The following is a 17,165-nucleotide window of genomic DNA, read 5'->3' as shown; positions in this document are numbered from 1 at the left end:
ATCTATTTTTTTCTATAAAATACAAATGAATCATATGCTTCAAGTTTTAAATTTTTATCTAATTTTTTATTCATATCTCCATTTGAAAGGATACACTCATATCCCTCAATATCAAAATCTAAATTTATTTCACAAGAAGTACCATAGAAATTGTTTATAACTAAAAGTTCCTCATTTTTAAATTCTCTTTTGAACATATAGATATTTTTATCCTTTTCAGCTAGTGGAATAGTTTTTCCTAAGGCTATTACTCTATATTTTTTTCTTAGAGCTATAAGTTTACGATAATGATTTAAGATACTCTCTTCATCATCAATTTGATTTTTTACATTGATATCTCTATAATTTTTTATACTTTCAATCCAAGGAGTTCCTTTAGAAAATCCACCATTTATCTCATCAGACCACTGCATAGGAGTTCTTCCATTATCTCTTGAACGTTCCATTACAACTTTCATAGCTTCCTCATCACTTAAGCCATTATTCATTAAAATTTTATGATAGTTGGTAGATTCCACATCTCTATATTGTGAGATATTATCAAAGTATGCATTAGTCATACCAATCTCTTCTCCTTGATATATATATGGAGTACCTCTTAACATATGGATAACAGTTCCTAACATCTTAGCTGATTTTTTCCAAAAGTTTTTGTCATCTCCAAGCCTTGATACAATTCTAGGCTGGTCATGATTACACCAGAAAAGAGCTGACCAAGCATCATGCTCTTGCATTCCAACTTGCCAAGAGTTAAGTATATCTTTTAATTCTTGAAAATCAAAAGGTTGTAGTGCCCACTTGTCTTTATTTTTATAATCTACTTTTAAATGATGGAAATTAAATACCATAGATAACTCATTTTCTTTTTTGCCAGAGTATTTAAAGCAATTTTCCATAGAAGTAGAAGACATCTCTCCAACAGTTATGATATCATTTTTTTGTCCAAAGGTATTTTGATTTAATCCTTTTAGATATTCATGTATCTTAGGACCATCAGTATAGAATCTTCTTCCATCTCCCTCATAATCATTTTCAAATTTTTCTGGTTTAGAGATAAGGTTTACCACATCAAATCTAAAACCATTAACTCCTTTATCTAACCAAAATTTTACAACTTTGTAAATTTCCTCTCTTACTTCTGGATTTTCCCAGTTTAAATCTGCTTGAGTTTTATCAAAGAGGTGTAAGTAATAACTTTCTAACTCTTTTACATACTCCCAAGCATTTCCCCCAAATTTTGAAACCCAGTTAGTAGGAGAATTTCCCTTTTCTCCCTTTTTAAAAATGTAGAAGTCTTGATATTTTTTCTCTCCAGCTAAAGCTTTTTTAAACCATTTATGCTCAGTAGAGGTATGGTTAAAAACCATATCTAACATAATTCCAATCCCTCTTTTTTTAGCTTCTGCTGAAAGTCTATCAAAATCTTCCATAGTTCCATATGTAGGGTCTATGTTACAGTAGTCAGCTACATCATAACCATTATCTCTCTGTGGAGAAATAAAAAATGGTGTTATCCAGATATAGTCTACTCCAAGATATTTTATATAGTCTAATTTTTCAGTAATTCCATTTAAGTCCCCAATACCATCATTGTTGCTGTCATAAAAAGATTTAGGATAAATTTGATAAACAACTTTATCTTCAAAATTCATTTCACCATCTCCTTATACGTATATGTTTTACAACATTAATATAACATATACGTATAAGATAGTCAAGAAGAATTTTAATTATTTGAATAATTTTAACTTGTATGTTATATTATAAATAGATAGAAAAAAGGAGAAAATATTATGGAGAGCAAGTATATTCAGTTATATAATAGACTTTTAGAGCAGATAGAAAATAAAGAATTACAAGAGGGAGATAAGCTTCCTTCAGAAAAAGAGCTGATGGAAAAGTATAACATGTCTAGGGATACCGTTAGAAAAGCCTTAAACATGTTAGTACAAGATGGACATATAGAAAAAGCTAAGGGAAAGGTAGCTACTGTAGCTAGTAGAAATCAATTTAATTTTCCAATCTCAGCGATAAAATCTTTCAAGGAATTACATGTAGGAGTAGAAAACTCTACCTATGTAGAAAATCTTGAGATAGTTAAGGGAGAGAAGGAGATTATTAAAAAATTAGGTATCAGTAAAGATGAGGAATATTTTAAACTTATACGTATAAGAAAGATAGAGGGAGAGAGAATAATTATAGATAAGGACTATATTCCAAGAAAATATGTAGCAAATATACCTCTAAAAGCTGCTCAAGACTCTTTATATGAATATTTAGAAAATGATTTGGGAATGAAGATTAGTTATTGTACAAAAGAGATAACAGTACATAAAGTAACTGATGAAGATAGAGAGCTTCTAGATATGAAAGATTTTGATATGGTAGTAGTGGTAAAGTCTTTTACTTATTTAGAGGGGGGACATCTTTTTCAATATACAGAGGCAAGGCATAGACCAGATAAGTTTAAATTTATAGATTATGCTTATAGGGAGAAGAAAAGATAAAAAGAAAGAAGTTTAATTTTAAAATAAAAAAAGTTTGAAAAAATAAAAAAGTATATTATAATAGTTATATATCATTTTTTAAATGAAATAAATTTAAAAAATTAAAAATAACTTAAATAAAAGGAGAAGGAGATGTTAAAAAAAATTTTTTTAATGGGAGCAATTTTGACAGTAAGTTTAACAGCTTTTGCTGATATAAATTTATATGGACCAGGGGGACCTCATACAGCTCTTCAAAAAGTGGCTAAAAAATATGAAGAAAAAACTGGGATAAAGGTTAATGTAAATTTTGGACCACAAAGTACATGGAATGAGAGAGCGAAAGTAGATGCAGATATATTGTTTGGATCTTCTGAACAATCTGCAATAGCAATAGCAGATGATCATAAAGAAAGATTTGATGTGAATGAGATAGAACCCTTATATTTGAGAAGAGCTATAATTTTAGTTAAAAAAGGAAATCCTAAAAAGATAAAAGGATTAAAAGATTTAGCTAACAAAAAAGTAGGAATAATAGCTCCAGAAGGAATGGGAAAAAGTAATACTTCTGGTACAGGTGCTTGGGAAGATATGATAGGACGTACAAAAAATATTGATATAGTTAAGAAATTTAGAAAAAATATTGTTTCATTTACACCAAATAGTGGAACGGCTAGAAATTTATTTTTAAATGATGATAAAGTAGATGCATGGATAACTTGGATAGATTGGGCAAAAAGTAACCCAGGATATGGAGATATTGTTGAAATAGAAAAAGACTTAGTTGTATATAGAGATTTAAATTTAGTTGCAAGAAAAAATGCGAATAAGGAAATATTAGATTTCATAAAATTTGCAGAAAGTAAAGAAGTAGAAAGTATTTATAAAGAATTAGGTTGGGAAAGATAAAATACTTTATTGAACTATAAATTTTAACATGATATAATAAAGAAAAATATACCAGCAAAAATATCTGTTATGGGTAGAGCTGGTATTTTTTATTTAATATGAAGAGGAAATTTATGAAAAATATATTAATTGATAGTATAAAAACAAGTTTGATAGATAGAAATATGGAATCTATTCTATCTTATCAGCATAAGCTTATCTCCAATAGAGAAGAGAAAATAATAAGTTTAATAAGAAGAGAGCTAGAAAGTTGTGATGAATTTATAATCTCAGTAGCCTTTATAACTTTAGGTGGAGTTACTATGATACTTGAACAGTTAAAAGATTTAGAGAAAAGAGGTGTAAGGGGAAAAATTTTAACTGGGGATTATCTAACTTTTACTCAACCTAAGGCACTTAAAAAACTTTTAGAGTTTAAAAATATAGAGTTGAAGATACTGTCAGATGAAAAATTTCATGCTAAGGGATATTTCTTTAGAAAGGGAGATATATGGACAATGATAGTGGGAAGTAGTAATCTTACTCAAACAGCTCTCACTGTAAATTTTGAATGGAATTTAAAAATTAACTCTCTTAAAGATGGAAAGATAGCCCATGATATTTTAAATAATTTTTATGAGATTTATGATAGAACCCCAATATTGGATAGTGATTCTCTTGATGAGTATGAAAAAATATATACACTTACAAAAGAGTACAACAAGAAAAGAAAGAAAGAGATAAGAGAGTATAAGGAGATAACTCCTAATCTTATGCAAAGACAGGCTCTTGAAAATCTGAAAGTTTTGAGAAATTATGAAAAAAGAGGACTTCTTATTAGTGCAACAGGGACAGGGAAAACTTATCTCAGTGCCTTTGATGTAAAAAATTCAAACCTTCAAAAAGTGCTCTTTATAGCTCATAGAAAAACTATACTTCAAAAGGCAAAGGAAGCCTATGAAAATATTTTAAGAGATAAAAAAATAGTAATCTATGGAGATGAGGAAGTAGAAGGAGCAGATGTTGTTTTTGCTATGATACAAACTTTAAGTAAAGAGAAGCATCTGGCAAAATTTTCTCCAGATTATTTTGACTATATAGTGGTAGATGAGGTACATCATGGAGGAGCAAAGAGCTATCAGACTGTTATCAATTATTTTACTCCTAAATTTTTATTGGGAATGACAGCTACTCCAGAGAGAGGAGATAATTTTGATATATATAAGTTATTTGATAATAATATAGCTTATGAAATTAGATTGCATGATGCTTTAAAAGAGGAGCTACTATGCCCTTTTCATTATTTTGGTATCTCTGATATAGAGGTAGATGGGGAATTAATAAATGAGAAGAGTGGAATAAAAAAACTCACAACATCTGAAAGGGTAAATCATATTTTAGAGAAGAGTAAATTTTATGGATATAGTGGAGAAAAGCTTCATGGACTTATCTTTGTATCTCGTGTAGAGGAAGCACTACTTCTTGAGGAACGATTTCAAGAGAGGGGAGTAAAATGTGTAGCTTTAGTTGGAGATGATAGTGATGAGAAAAGGGAAAAGGCTATAACAGAGCTTGAAAATGGTAAGATAGAGTATATTATAACTGTGGATATATTCAATGAGGGAGTAGATATCCCCTGTGTAAATCAAGTGATACTGTTACGTCCTACTGAGTCATCAATTGTATATATCCAACAACTAGGGAGAGGACTTAGAAAATATCCAGATAAGGAGTATGTAGTTATACTTGATTTTATAGGGAACTATGAGAAAAACTTTTTAATTCCTGTAGCTGTATCTCAAAATAGTAGCTATGATAAAGACTATATGAAAAGATTTATAATGAATGGAACAGATATGATTCCAGGGCAGAGCTCTATAATTTTTGAGGAGATAGTTAAGGAGAGAATTTTTGAAAATATTAATAAGACAAACTTTTCTACAAAGAAAAATATAGAAAAAGACTTTGTACTTCTTGAAAAACAACTTGGAAGAATACCTATGCTATATGATTTTTTTGAAAAGAATATGATAGAGCCAAGTGTAATATTGAAATATAAGAAAACTTATGATGAGGTACTTAGAATTTTAAAACCTAGAGAGGAGTTTACAGTTCTTAATGAAAGGGAGAGCAACTATTTAACTTTTTTATCTAGCTTTTTTACTCCAGCTAAAAGAGTGCATGAGATGGTAATCTTAGAAAAGTTACTGAGAGATGAAAAAATAGATATAGATGAGATAGAGAAAATTTTAAAAGAGAGATACTCTTTAAGTAATCAAAAGGAAAATATAGAAAATGCTATAAAGCATTTAGCAAAGGAGATATTTGTAAGTCTTTCAACAGCTAAGGAGTTTTTACCTATTGTTGAAAGATATGGAGAGGATATAGTTTTAAGTAGTGATTTCAGAAAAAGTTACAAAGAGAAAGAGTATTTTAAAAATCTAATAGATGATTTGATAAAATATAACTTGGCATATGTAGAGAAAAATTATAAACAGATAGAAGAGGAGAGCATATTAAGATATAAGGAGTATAGTAAGCAGGAGGCATTTTGGTATCTCAATTTAGATTTTAATAATGGTTACCAAGTAAGTGGATATACTGTTTTTGAAGAGCAGAGAAAGGTAATACTATTTATTACTTTAGATGATACACCACCTTTTACACAGTATGATAATAAGTTTTTTGATAATAGAAGATTTACTTGGTATTCAAAAAATCAAAGGTGTCTAAGTAGAAATGGGAAACTTACAGCAGAGGGAAAAATAGCAGAAAATTATTATACTTTAGAAGCCTTTATTAAGAAAAAATCTGGAGAGAACTTTTACTATCTTGGACAAGTTAGAAAGGTATTGAATCCTAAGGAGATAATAAACTATAAAGGAAATCAAGTAGTAGAGTATGAATTATTATTAAAAAATGAAATTGAAAGTAGCTTATATCAATATATTATAAAATAATCTGGAAGTGATAATATGAAAAAAATAGTTAAAGTTGTAGGTGCAATAATAGAAAATGAAAATAAAGAGATACTTTGTACACTAAGACCTAAAGATAAATCTTTAGGAAACATGTGGGAGTTTCCAGGAGGAAAAATAGAGAGTGGAGAAGAAAAAGAGGAAGCTCTAAAAAGAGAGCTTAAAGAAGAATTAAACCTTGAGATAGATATAGATAGATATTTTATGGAGGTAGAAAAAGAGTATGAAAATGTGATAATTAATCTAACTTGCTATATTTGTAAGTTTTCTAATAATATGAGTTTTGAATTAAAGGAGCATTCAGGTTTTGTATGGTTAAAAAGAGAGAATTTAACTTCTCTAGTTTGGGTGCCTACAGATTATCCAATAGTTGAAAAATTAATAAATGGAAAATAATTAATAAAGGAGCTATTACAAATTATTACAATAGCTCCTTTATTTTTATAGATCTATTATCATAATATCTCTTAAAGCTTGAAGATTTTCAAGAGTAGGTGTATCAATTCTAACCTTATAAGTTACTCTATCATTGTACCCTTTATCTAAATACTCAGCTCTAGCACTGTTTAAGATAGATTCTACCTCTCCAATTCTTTCATAGGAAAAATCGATAAGATAGATTTTTCTCTCTACATACTCCTCTATACCAGCTTCCTGTATAGCAAGTTTAGCTGTTTTAGCATAGTTTCTAACAAGTCCACCAGCTCCTAACTTTATTCCACCAAAATATCTAGTAGCTACAACAGCAAGGTTTGTAACTTCCATATAGGTAATGATATCCCCCATTGGGTTACCAGCAGTACCACTAGGTTCTCCATCATCATCAGTTTTAAAGTACTCCTGTCCATTGTCTACTACCTTATAGGCAGAACAGTTATGAGTAGCATCTGGGTGCTTATTTTTTATAGATTGAATAAACTCCTCAGCTTCTACCTTACTTCCAACAGGCTTTACATAGCCTATAAATTTTGATTTTCTCTCTTCAAATTCAATAACATACTCTCTAGCAACACTTTTCATAAATCTCTCCATTAAATTAATTTATCTAAAAAACTAAGAATAGCCATATAAACTGGGGCTATAAATTTATATAAAAATCCAGTCCAACTTAGAATCATAATTATAAAAATACCATATCTATCCATATGGAAGATACTATCTCTTAAATCATAACTACCTATTGAAGCAAGTACTCTTGAACCATCTAGTGGTGGTATTGGTATAATATTAAATACAGCAAGTAAAATATTCAAGCTAATCATATAAAGTATAGGCTCAAGTAGATGTAGAGGAGCTAATAACTCATAGAAATGTTTGAATAAAAACATACCAATGATAGCTAATAGAATATTTGATAGTACTCCAGCTATTGCTACTAAAAATTCTCCCAATCTTCCATATTTTAATCTGTAATAATTGATAGGTACAGGTTTTGCCCAACCAAAGACAAAGGAAGAGCCAGATAAAATTAGAAGTATAGGAAAAATAGTTCCCAATGGGTCTAGATGATGTAGAGGATTTAAACTTAATCTTCCATAATTTTTAGCAGTATTATCTCCACAGATATAGGCCATAACTCCATGAGAAATCTCGTGAACAAGCAGAGAAAATAGAAGTATAGCTATATTGATAAAGATAGAGGGATTGAAAAGTATATTTTTACCAAAGCTTAATAAAATATATGCAATAATCACTCCAAGTATAATTTTTGTAGAGGTAGGCATACCTCTATTGAGATATTTTAGTTCGTTTATAAATCTTTTCATCTTTTTTATAATCCTTTCTAAATTTTAAGATAAATACTCCTGCTATAAGAAAAATATAGAAAATAGTTATAAGCTTACTCTCATTTTTATATTTTATACTCATAAAAGGAATAGCATTAAAAAAATTTACCAATATAAAAAATAGTTTAAAAACTATATTTAATATTGGAGTAATTAAAAATCCTAATGAAAAATTTTCTAAAAGAAGTCCAATAAATCCAAGAGATATAAATAGACTTCCTATTGGAACTACTATCATATTGGTAACAAAAGATAGAAGTTGTATAACACTAAACTCCTGAATAAGTAGAGGTGTAAGAAAAAATTGAATGCTTAGTGTAAGTAAAATTCCATCTACTATCTTAGACTTCCCTTTATATATTTTAGTTTTAATATAGGGAAAAATTCCTGCTATAACAAATACAGCTCCATAGGATAGTTGAAATGAAATGCTGTTAATAGAAGCAGGATTTATAATAAGTGAGAAAACATAGCTTACGGTGAGAGTTTTTAATAATTCTGTATTCTCATCTAAAATTTTTCCAAGAAGATAGATAGCTCCCATAATATATGCTCTATTTAGTGAAGGAGAATGTTCTATCCCAAGATAGTATAGGGTCAAGGTAATTAATAAAAATATATTCCTCTCTCTTTTTTTCAAAGGTAACTTTGTAGGAAGGAGAAAAGAGATAATTGAGATAACCAGCCCTATATGAAAACCTGATAGAGCCATAAGATGTGAAATCCCTATATAGTTAAATTTTTCTCTCATCTCCTGTGTAAGCCTATATCCCTTTCCTAAAATAACTGCCTCATACACTCTTTTCATATCATAACCAGAGTTTTTTAAAAGATGTTCACTTTTCTTTTGAAAATATCTGTGTATACTATTTTGAGGTAGAGAGGTAATCTTTTCCACTTGGATATCTAAGTATTCATTTCCATACTTTTTATTAATTTCTTTTATTTCTCCAATCACTTCATATTTACCATTGGATTTATTGGAAAGATAGAGATATAAATTATTAAAAGGATATCTATTATCTATTTTTTCAATCTTTCCACGCCCTTCATAGAGTGAAATTTGGAAAGTTTTTATATCTCCTATACTATTTGAAGAGTTGAATAAAAAGAAAACTCTAATTAAAAATAGAATAGGAAGTAATAAAAGAAAAATATTTTTTTCTCTGTTAAAGATAAAAATGCCTAAAACTAAAATTAAACTGAAAAATATTCCAAGCTCTAAAGAGAAAAATTTTAGTGCTCCTAAGATGATACTAATCTCTAAAGCTATAAGATAGATTACTTCCATAGCTCTCTCCCTTTGTCCTCAATATACTATATTTTACTATATAATATACTTTTAATCCACTAGATATTTTGTATAAAAAATACCCTTTTATAAGGGTATTTTTTTATTACTCTTCATACTTATAATAGAAAAAGAAAGATATTATAAAAGATATAGCTGAAACTAAAGAAGTGAGGTATATACCAGATTTTTCTACTCCCTTAGGTGCTGTAGTAATAGCAGAAAGGATATCTCCATTTCCAGCTACTAATATAATTGGAAGTATAAGTATAGATATCATAAAAGCCATCTTTAAGAAAAATCCCTGTATACCAAAACAAACTCCCTCTATTCTATTTCCATTCTCTTCACTTATCTTACTACCTATTTCACTGAGCATAGCTGGTGGGAAGATAAAAGCTGAACCAGCTACTGGTATACCAATTAGAGCAAAAAGTGGATATCCCATAGAAATTGGAATAATTTTTCCTAATTGGAATAGACAGAGAGTAAAAAATGTAAGCATAGCTAAACAAGATAACATAATTTTTCTATATCCATATTTTTTAGAAAGTTTATTTGTGGGATAGAAAAATAGAGCTGACATTCCAAAGAGAAGAGCTGATGCAATAGTAATAGCTCCTTTTCCCATTCCCATAATATCTTCTATAAAGTAGTTCATTATAGCTCTTAGATTATTAAAACCTATAAAGAAAAATAGAAGTCCAAAAAGATAATTGATAAAAGCTTTATTTTTAAAAACTATCTTCATAGTATCTCTAAAATTAGCTTGAGAAGTTTTACCAAGTGAGTATTTTTTCTCAGGAACTAAAAATACAGTGATAAGTCCACCAATAATAACTAACACACATAGAGAGATAACCATACCTCTTACACCTACAAGGGTATCTCCCTTACCTATCATTCCTATTAATGCTCCAGGAATAATCATAGCGATAGCTGTATAGACTAATCTAAAAACTGATTGCCAAGTGGAAAGATTTAATCTCTCTTCAGTTGTCTGTCCTATCTCTGGAATAAGAGAGTTATAAGGTGCTCCTACTATTGTATAAAAAGTAAAGAACATAGAACCAACTATAGCTAGATAGATAAAAGCTAATTTTTCATTATTCATAGGTGGATAGAAAAAAGCAATAGTAAATAGTGCTAATGGAATAATTCCCACAGCTATAAAAGGAATACGCCTACCCCATCTTGTATTTACTTTATCAGATAAAAATCCTACCACTGGGTCTGTTACCATATCTACAAATCTTGAAATAACTAGAGCTAGTGAGATAAGAAGTGGAGCCATTACAGGCTTTAGTCCTGAACTCTCTGGTGGTAGATAGAAATATAGTATCCATTGAGCAAATATCTGGTCAACAATGGCATAGCTTACCCCTAATCCATAAAAAATCTGTATACTTGTAGGTAATCTTTTACTCATTAGTTTCCTCCTTTAAAATTATTGGGGACTTATAGTCCTTGTAATTATTTATAAGTCTATATATTTTTGAGCTTTCCTCATTAAACTCTATTAGAGAGCAAACTTCTGGAGAAAAAATCTCATTCATTTTTTTGTAAGAGGTGATAATCTTACTATTTTCAAATTTCTTTAGATAGTTTAAATACTCTCTTCCTTTAGAATTAAATCCTAGTACTCTCACATAGGGAATAGATTTTTTTACATCTTTAGTGATAGAGTTAGTAAGTCCTAAAAGTGTATGAGTGAGTACCCTCTGCACTCTTCCCATAGTGTATCTCCTATTGCTAATAGCTTGGAAAAAATCTTTATAGTCAGAAAATTTTACTGCTCCTTCATAGAGCCTATTTTCAAAACCAATCTCCATATCCTGTATATCAGATAGTTTTTTAGAGTTTTTAATTAACTCATATCTAATAAGAGGATAAAAATTTTCCATATATGTAAAGTTATCATAATCTTTTAAAATATTATAGCTTTCCTTTGTAACAATATTTTTAATCTCTTCATTTTTTTTAAGATGCTCTCTAATCTTTGTAGCACTTGCAAAATCTCCTACAATATTTATATCGTGATACCCTACCTTTTCTCTTTTTAGAGCCATAGGTGTTATGGAACTTTTCCAATATCTGATAGCTTTTATATATTCAAGTCCTAAGATATCGTTGGAGTTAAGTTCACTCTCTCCTAAAATCTCTTTCATAGTTAGACTATGTACAGTGGGATATGAGTGTCCCTCTTTTAATCTTTCTTTTAATTTTATTTTAAACTCATCACTTTCTTGAAGTGTAGATATTCTTTTTAACTCTTCAATCTCTCCACTCTCTGAACCAAATACCATAGAGTTACATCTTAATTCTTCTAAAATTCCAATAGCTCCTTTAGCAAAAATCTCTGCGTTCTGTGAAGAATAAAAAACAGGTAACTCTACTACCATATCCACTCCATTAGCTAAAGTCATCTTAGCCTTTGTCCACCTATCAATTATTGAAGGTTCTCCCCTTTGAACGAAATCTCCACTCATAACAGCTATGATGATAGAGTCAGGATTCAATTCTTTAGCTTTTTGTAGATGGTATCTGTGTCCATTGTGAAAAGGATTGTATTCCACTACTATTCCTGTGGCTTTCATCTTCTCTCCTTTCTTTGATTTTATTTTCATATTATATCATATTTTATTTAGAAATTTATATAAAAATAAGGAGAGGGTAAACCTCTCCTTAAATTATTTTACTAAGTTTCTAATCCATTTACCAGAGATTAATCTAGGTAGAGTAGCTATCATCTTAAAAGGTTCTTCCATACAAACAAAGAAGTAAACAGTTGTGATAGGATATTTAAAATATGTAGCTCCTAAAAAAGATAGAGGAACTCCTATTCCCCATACAGCTATTAGCTCAACAATAATAGCATACAATACATCTCCACCACCACGTAATACTCCAAGTATTTGCACAGCTCCAAAAAATCTAATAGGAACAAATACTGACATTATTTTTAAAACAGTTATAACATTAGCTTTTGTTTCTGGAGTAATCTTAAATAAAAGAACAATAAGAGGAGAAAGAAAATAGAAAAATATTCCCACAATAATTCCAAGGAAAACTCCAAAAATATTTATCTTTATAGCAGCTTCCTTAGCTTCACTCTCTTTTCCTGCTCCAATTTTATTTCCTATTACTATACTAGTGGCAATAGCGATACCAATAGCAAATATATTAAAGGTATTATTTATTGTATTAGCTATCTGCATAGTAGCAGTGGCATTAGTTCCAAGTTTAGAGTAAGCTATAAAATATACAGTAATTCCTCCTATCCACATTACATCATTAAATACAACAGGAGTAGCAGTTTTGATAAATTTATTGATTAAATCTCTTGTAAAAGTAAACATCTCACTAACTTTAGCAGCTATAATATTTTTATCTCTAATATATATAGTGTGTAGTATAAAGCTCATCTCCATAAGTCTAGCTACAGTAGTTCCAAGGGCAGCACCAGTTACTCCAAGAGCTGGGGCACCAAATTTTCCAAAGATAAGTATGTAGTTTAAAATTCCATTGAAAATTAGTCCAATCAAACTAGCGTACATAGGTATTTTTGTATAACCAGCACTTCTTAGAGCCATAGCAAAAGAGAGAGATATACTTGTAAAAATATAACTAGGTGCCACAGCAGCTAGATAATCTTTTCCTAAGTCAGAAACAATTTTCTCTTGAGTAAATATTCCCATGATATTTTCAGAAAAGAAGACTCCACCTATAACAAATAAAATAGCTGTAATAAGGGAGAAAAGAAGAGATATTCCCATAAATTTATAGATGCTTTTTATATCTTTTTTACCCCAATATTGAGCCATAAAGATTCCGGCTCCCATAACTATACCATTGGTAGCATTGTAGTAAAGCATATAATATTGGTTGGCTATTCCTGTTGAAGCGATAGCATTTTCCCCAAGACTACCTATCATCAAGTTATCAAGTAAGTTTAATGATGCTCCAATAAAGTTTTGTAAAATAATTGGAATAGCTAAGATTAAAAGATTTTTGAAAAATTCTCTATCTTTCTTAAAATTAATTAACATAAATCCTCCTACAAAAAAATAAAAGCAGGTGGGTTATCAGCCGCCCATCTGCTTTTTTATATATTTTATTCCTTTGTTATTATACTATTTTATTCTTTTTCTGTCAATTTTGATTATTTTAATAATTCTTTTCCTTTATTTACATATTCGTTCATAATATCTCTAGGAACCATATTTCCACCAGTTGCCCAAGCTATATGAGTGATATTTACTTTTTTGATATTGTGGGCTTTCAAATAACTCTCTCCAACCTTATCTTTTTCAATGAGCTCTATTCCCTTTACTCCAGCTAAAGCACTAGGCTCAAGGTAAATATTTTCTAAATCTGCCATTTGAGTTAGATATATATACATTTGCTCATCACTTAAAGTATAAGAACCAGATACAATATTTTCTACACATCTACCTACAAAACTAGATGCTCTACCCACAGCAAGTCCATCAGCAGCAGTTTTATTATCTATTCCAAAATCTTGTACACAAACTTTATCGTGTAGCTTAGTAGCAAGTCCAAGAGTCATACAAGGAGAGTGAGTTGGCTCAGCAAAAAAGCAATGGACATTATCTCCAAAAATAGATTTTAGACCAAACATAACTCCCCCAGGACCTCCCCCTACTCCGCAAGGAAGATAAACAAATAGAGGATTCTCCTTAGTGATTACTATATTTTTTTCCTCTAGCTGTTTTTTTAGACGAAGAGCAGCTACTGTATAACCTAAGAAAAGAGTTTTAGAGTTTTCATCATCTATAAAATGACAATTTTTATCAAGGCTAGCTTGCTTACGTCCCTCTTCAACAGCTTTGCTATAATCCTCTTTATATTCAATAACATTGACACCTTTACTTCTAAGCATATCTTTTTTCCATTGTCTAGCATCTGCTGACATATGAACTGTTACTTTAAATCCTAGCTTAGCTCCCATTATTCCAATAGATAATCCAAGATTTCCAGTAGAACCAACTGCTATTGAGTATTGAGAAAAAATCTTTCTAAAATCTTCACTATCTAAAATTTCGTAGTTATCTGTAATCTTTAATTTTCCACTTTTGATAGCTACATCTTCAGCAAATTTTAATCTTGAGTTATTTTATCTTAATCAGGAGCTTTGATTAAAAATATATTTTACAAAATCGTTTAACTCCAAATTTGTTCAATAAGCTTTCCATTTTTATAGATAGTAGTAACATCAACTTTGCCATTTTCACGGTATTTAATCCATTTACCATCTTTTTTCCAGTTTTTATAATTACCTTCTTCAAGAATATTCCCATTTTCCCAAAAATACTTCCATATTCCAGTTCCTTTACTTAGATCACTTTTATGTAATAGAGAACCATTTTTAGCAAATGCCTCAATTCCTATTATTTTACCATTTTTATAGTTAACAATAGACTTTATATTACCATTTTCATGGTAAGCTTTTTGCTCTCCCTCAACTTTATTGTTAATATAATTCTCTTCAAGAATAATAATACCATTGTGGGAATACCAAGTTTTTGGACCATTAAGTATACCATCAACATAAGTTTCTGTGTATTCTGTAATATCTCCTAAAAAGAGAGCAAATTTTCCACTATAAGGAACAGTTTCATTTCCAGCATATACCTTTCCATCAGATGCTATTCTTTTTATTCCTAAATCCTCTATTCTAGTTTTAATAAATGATTCTTTTCCCTTATCTTGTGTCACTAGAGATTTATTTTCTAACTCAAAATTAGTGAGATTTTCTTCAAAATTATAGGAAGTATTTTTTTCAAGAGGCATAATTTCTTGAAAACTAGAGGCAAAAATAGACGAACATAAAATAATAGATAATATAAACGAAATTATTTTTTTCATGGTCTTACTCCTTTTAAAAATATTGACATTTAAATTATACTATTTTTTTTATAAAAATTTAAGGAAAATTTAATTAAATTCAGGTTTAATTTCTTCAAACCAAGTTTTTAGTTTTTCAGGGGTATAATCTCCTTGGTTTCCTTCGTCAATAGCAAGCCCTATAAATTTATCTTCAATTACAGAATCAGATTCTTCAAAATGATATCCTTCGGTTGATGTAAATCCAACAACTTTTCCTCCGTTGTTAACAATAACATCATAAAGGACTTTTATTCCACCAACAAAAGATTCTCCAAAAGCGTATTGATTTCCAAGTCCAATAAGACCAATAACTTTACCAGTAAAATCTATTTTACAGAATTCATCATAAACATTTTCCCAATCGGCTTGCAATTCTCCTACACCATAAGTTGGTGTTATAAGAATTAAATTTTCATATTCAGAAAGGTTAGAAATACCATCAGCTACATTGTGTACCTCATAGTCATCTTTTCTTAAATAAAATTCTAATTCATCAACAACTCCAGTAGTAGTTCCAGATGTTGTACCATAAAATACTCCAATTTTTTTCATTTTTTATCCTCCTAATAAATTACAAATATCTTTAATTACCTCACTAGCAATTATAAGTCCAGCACTTGAGGGAACAAAAGAGATACTCCCAACATTCACTCTTTTTTCTCGGCTTCCACTTAAATTATGAGGTTTTTTAGGTTTTTCCTTGGAATAAACAACTTTTAATTTTTTAACTCCTCTATTTTTTAATTCTTTTCTTATTACACGAGCTAATGGACACACAGAAGTTTTATTTATATCACTTACTTCTAACATAGTAGGATTTAGTTTATTTCCTGTTCCCATAGATGAAATAATGGGAATATTTTTATCTTTTGCAAGAGATATTAAATCCAACTTGCAAGTTACTAAATCAATAGCATCTACAATGTATGAATAGGTTTTATCTTTAAAAAAAATATCCATATTTTCTGTGGAGAATTTTATAGAATATTCATGAACAACTACATTTGGATTTATATCAAGAAGACGTTGTTTCATCACAGAGGTTTTTAATTTACCAACTGTACTTTGAAGTGCTATAATTTGTCGATTAAGATTAGTAATGTCAACTGTATCAAAATCAACAATTGAAATCTCTCCAATTCCAGCCCTGATAAGTGCTTCAGTAGCAAATCCTCCTACTCCACCGATACCAAAAACTATAATATGGGAATTTTTTAATTTATTTAAGTTATCACTTCCTATTAAAAGTTCTGTCCTCTGAAACATCATAAAATAATCAACCTCATAATTTTTTACTAGATAAGTAAATAATACATTTTTTTTTAGAAAAAATCAATACTTTTCTGAAAATAAATATAAAAAATATGCTTTGATAAATATAGTAATTCTTGACAAACTTTAAGTTATATGATATAATTTTATCTAGATTACGCATGAAATGAGGTCATCAGCAACCCTATTCAGCGATTGTTAATACTTTTGGAGGTGTTAGAATGTACGCAGTTATAAAAACTGGTGGTAAACAATACAAAGTTACAGAAGGTGACGTATTAAGAGTAGAGAAATTAAATGCTGAAGTTAACACAACTGTAGAATTAACTGAAGTTCTTTTAGTAGCTAATGGAGAAACTGTAAAAGTTGGGACTCCTGTAGTAGAAGGAGCTAAAGTAGTTGCAGAAGTTGTTGCTCAAGGTAAAGGAGCTAAGGTAGTTAACTTCAAATACAAGCCAAAAACAGGATACCACAGAAAAAAAGGTCACAGACAACTATTTACTGAGATTAAAGTTACTTCAATAAACGCTTAATTGTCTAAATTAGATTGTCA

The 17,165-nt window shown here is 29.5% G+C and carries 15 protein-coding genes and 1 pseudogene; 5 read left to right on the top strand and 11 right to left on the bottom strand.

The window, feature by feature from the left end; translation table 11 throughout:
* Nucleotides 1–2 precede the first annotated feature (2 nt).
* On the bottom strand, nt 3–1,652 hold the full coding sequence (gene treC, locus DYA59_RS06970) for an alpha,alpha-phosphotrehalase (RefSeq protein WP_115270717.1): 1,650 nt from the start codon (nt 1,650–1,652) through the stop codon (nt 3–5).
* Between the two features lie 141 nt (nt 1,653–1,793).
* Between treC and treR the strand changes: the two genes are divergently transcribed.
* From treR to DYA59_RS06950, 4 genes are all read left to right on the top strand, one after another.
* Nucleotides 1,794–2,507: a trehalose operon repressor gene (treR, locus tag DYA59_RS06965; protein ID WP_115270714.1), complete on the top strand. Its 714-nt coding sequence runs from the start codon at nt 1,794–1,796 to the stop codon at nt 2,505–2,507.
* A 132-nt stretch (nt 2,508–2,639) separates the two neighbouring features.
* Entirely contained in the window at nt 2,640–3,395 is a 756-nt protein-coding gene (locus DYA59_RS06960) for a substrate-binding domain-containing protein (RefSeq protein ID WP_115270712.1), read from the top strand.
* Nucleotides 3,396–3,508: 113 nt separating this feature from the next.
* Nucleotides 3,509–6,334 carry a DEAD/DEAH box helicase gene (locus DYA59_RS06955; protein ID WP_115270710.1) on the top strand — a complete coding sequence of 942 codons (2,826 nt, stop codon included), beginning with the start codon at nt 3,509–3,511 and terminating at the stop codon, nt 6,332–6,334.
* Between the two features lie 15 nt (nt 6,335–6,349).
* Nucleotides 6,350–6,748 carry a (deoxy)nucleoside triphosphate pyrophosphohydrolase gene (locus DYA59_RS06950; RefSeq protein WP_115270708.1) on the top strand — a complete coding sequence of 133 codons (399 nt, stop codon included), beginning with the start codon at nt 6,350–6,352 and terminating at the stop codon, nt 6,746–6,748.
* Between the two features lie 45 nt (nt 6,749–6,793).
* Here the strand turns inward: DYA59_RS06950 and DYA59_RS06945 are convergent, their stop codons facing one another.
* From DYA59_RS06945 to DYA59_RS06900, 10 genes and pseudogenes are all read right to left on the bottom strand, one after another.
* Complete coding sequence (locus DYA59_RS06945) at nt 6,794–7,384, bottom strand: IMPACT family protein (RefSeq protein ID WP_172606960.1); 591 nt, start codon at nt 7,382–7,384, stop codon at nt 6,794–6,796.
* Entirely contained in the window at nt 7,384–8,118 is a 735-nt protein-coding gene (locus DYA59_RS06940; RefSeq protein WP_115270704.1) for a site-2 protease family protein, read from the bottom strand. Before DYA59_RS06940 ends, DYA59_RS06945 begins: the two co-directional genes overlap by 1 nt.
* On the bottom strand, nt 8,081–9,430 hold the full coding sequence (locus DYA59_RS06935) for a ComEC/Rec2 family competence protein (protein ID WP_115270702.1): 1,350 nt from the start codon (nt 9,428–9,430) through the stop codon (nt 8,081–8,083). Before DYA59_RS06935 ends, DYA59_RS06940 begins: the two co-directional genes overlap by 38 nt.
* A 106-nt stretch (nt 9,431–9,536) precedes the next feature.
* On the bottom strand, nt 9,537–10,859 hold the full coding sequence (locus DYA59_RS06930; protein WP_115270700.1) for an MFS transporter: 1,323 nt from the start codon (nt 10,857–10,859) through the stop codon (nt 9,537–9,539).
* A complete protein-coding gene (locus tag DYA59_RS06925; RefSeq protein ID WP_115270698.1) occupies nt 10,852–12,027 on the bottom strand; it encodes a nucleotidyltransferase in 1,176 nt (391 codons plus the stop codon). The genes DYA59_RS06930 and DYA59_RS06925 overlap by 8 nt, the downstream gene beginning before the upstream one ends.
* A 93-nt stretch (nt 12,028–12,120) precedes the next feature.
* A complete protein-coding gene (locus tag DYA59_RS06920; protein ID WP_115270696.1) occupies nt 12,121–13,479 on the bottom strand; it encodes an MATE family efflux transporter in 1,359 nt (452 codons plus the stop codon).
* A 113-nt stretch (nt 13,480–13,592) separates the two neighbouring features.
* A pseudogene (locus DYA59_RS06915) lies at nt 13,593–14,543 on the bottom strand (D-serine ammonia-lyase); the annotation flags it as partial.
* Between the two features lie 71 nt (nt 14,544–14,614).
* Nucleotides 14,615–15,319, bottom strand: coding sequence for a toxin-antitoxin system YwqK family antitoxin (locus DYA59_RS06910; RefSeq protein ID WP_115270694.1), 705 nt, complete (start codon nt 15,317–15,319; stop codon nt 14,615–14,617).
* Between the two features lie 69 nt (nt 15,320–15,388).
* The gene (locus DYA59_RS06905; protein WP_115270692.1) at nt 15,389–15,892 is read right to left on the bottom strand and encodes a flavodoxin; all 504 of its coding nucleotides are present in this window, start codon (nt 15,890–15,892) and stop codon (nt 15,389–15,391) included.
* A 3-nt stretch (nt 15,893–15,895) separates the two neighbouring features.
* Nucleotides 15,896–16,609: a tRNA threonylcarbamoyladenosine dehydratase gene (locus DYA59_RS06900; RefSeq protein ID WP_115270690.1), complete on the bottom strand. Its 714-nt coding sequence runs from the start codon at nt 16,607–16,609 to the stop codon at nt 15,896–15,898.
* Nucleotides 16,610–16,833: 224 nt separating this feature from the next.
* Here DYA59_RS06900 and rplU point away from each other — a divergent pair, with 224 nt between their 5' ends.
* Nucleotides 16,834–17,145 carry a 50S ribosomal protein L21 gene (gene rplU, locus DYA59_RS06895; protein ID WP_115270688.1) on the top strand — a complete coding sequence of 104 codons (312 nt, stop codon included), beginning with the start codon at nt 16,834–16,836 and terminating at the stop codon, nt 17,143–17,145.
* The last annotated feature ends 20 nt before the right edge of the window (nt 17,146–17,165 follow it).

Source organism: Fusobacterium necrogenes, assembly GCF_900450765.1.
In the GTDB taxonomy this organism is placed as follows: Bacteria; Fusobacteriota; Fusobacteriia; order Fusobacteriales; family Fusobacteriaceae; genus Fusobacterium_A; species Fusobacterium_A necrogenes.
This window is presented reverse-complemented; position numbering and strand designations above follow the sequence as displayed.